Raw genomic sequence first — 1,391 nt, 5'->3', positions numbered from 1 at the left:
ATCCTGATTGCCGCGCCGCACGGCCCGGCGCGATGGTGCAGTCACGGTTACCGTTGGTGCGAAGGTGGACACCGGAGGAGCATCAACGGCTGCTGACGATGGCGGCGGCGGGGAGCCGACCGGACGAGATCGCCAGCGCGCTCGGCAGGACAGAAGCGGCCGTGCGAGGCCGCGCGCATCTCTACAACATCCCGTTGCGGCTGGTGACGCAAAAGCGGAAGTGAGCCGAGGCTCCACTTACTGCCGCTGGATGATATCGGGCGGCATAGTCGGCTCTGCCGGAGGTGATGGTTGGGTCCGCGCCGCCTTGTCGAACAGCTCAAGAGCCAGGACGTGCATTGCCCGCGCCTTCTCCGGATCAGGCTCAGCAAGTGCAAGCCGGGAGGCGATCTCTGCTTGCTTCAGATAGTAATCGGCGGACGGCACACTCAACCCCTCCAGAACGCTCCTCAACGCGTTCAGGCTCCTGGCGTTCCGGGCGAAGGCGCAAAAGTGTGCATAGAGGGTGCCCCGGGATCGAACCTCGCGGTGTCCTTTTAAATAATAAAAGGAACTTACTTTATTTTGATTTATTTAAATTCCGTTTGGTTTAATGTCCGTACGCGACTAACAAACGCCACAGAAGACGAGGACCGCCGCGAGTTCTTAAAGACCTGCGGCAGGTTTGCCGCCGTGACGCCTCCAGCGATGACGCTACTGCTGTCGACATCGCTGACGTCAAGCGCGATCGCAAGGTCGGGGCAGTCAACGGCAACAATGGCTTCGGCAACGGCGGCGGTGACGGTAGCCCCAACGGCAAACCTGATAAGGATCGCTGAACATCCAGAGGTGGGCGGGAACGCTTTGCCGTTCGCCAAGTTTTTCCGATGCCCTTCCCCAAGGGTAACCCCGATTGGCCCCAGCTTCACCGCCCATTGCCCCGGAGCTGGGGCCTTTTTTTGGCGCTCGTACCAACCGGCAAATCAGGCGACTCCAAAAATCAACCTAGGCCACTGAGATCGGAAACAAGCCAGTACCCGGCGATCCGTGAGGAACCGATCGCCAATATGGAACGAGGCCTAACCGCCCGCTGGACCTCGGTGGCGAGCACAGCTGATCCGCCAGCTTGGTGAACAGTTCGAGCTTTCCACCGAGCGAAAAGTACAGCCAACGTCGAGCACCGGACAGACTAAATTGCCGAGTTTTCCTAGTCTCTTCTGGGGCATAATAACAATAAAGGGGCGTGCAATGGATGATCGCGCGCGACTGGCTGATCGTCATTTCGCTCTGCGCCAACGCCTTGAGGCACTCGCTTCTCAAGTTTCCGAACTTGAAATCCTTCGAGGCCAAGTAGCCGAAGCCGAGCGCAGAATCTTCGCTGCGGCACGCGAAACTAGACGACCGATTCCATG

The 1,391-nt window shown here is 59.1% G+C and carries 2 protein-coding genes and 1 pseudogene; 2 read left to right on the top strand and 1 reads right to left on the bottom strand.

What is annotated here, in order from left to right; translation table 11 throughout:
* Window positions 1-224: SANT/Myb-like DNA-binding domain-containing protein (locus FXV83_RS41210; RefSeq protein WP_347341106.1), on the top strand; the 224-nt coding region annotated here is incomplete at its 5' end.
* A gap of 13 nt (window positions 225-237) precedes the next feature.
* Here FXV83_RS41210 and FXV83_RS41205 read toward each other — a convergent pair.
* A complete protein-coding gene (locus tag FXV83_RS41205; protein WP_148745736.1) occupies window positions 238-453 on the bottom strand; it encodes a hypothetical protein in 216 nt (71 codons plus the stop codon).
* Window positions 454-567: 114 nt separating this feature from the next.
* Between FXV83_RS41205 and FXV83_RS45295 the strand changes: the two are divergent.
* A pseudogene (locus FXV83_RS45295) lies at window positions 568-818 on the top strand (hypothetical protein).
* Window positions 819-1,391: the final 573 nt, after the last annotated feature.

The sequence above is a fragment of the Bradyrhizobium hipponense genome (assembly GCF_008123965.1).
In the GTDB taxonomy this organism is placed as follows: Bacteria; Pseudomonadota; Alphaproteobacteria; order Rhizobiales; family Xanthobacteraceae; genus Bradyrhizobium; species Bradyrhizobium hipponense.
Note: the sequence above shows the minus strand (reverse complement) of the source record. Positions and strands in the feature narration are given on the sequence as shown.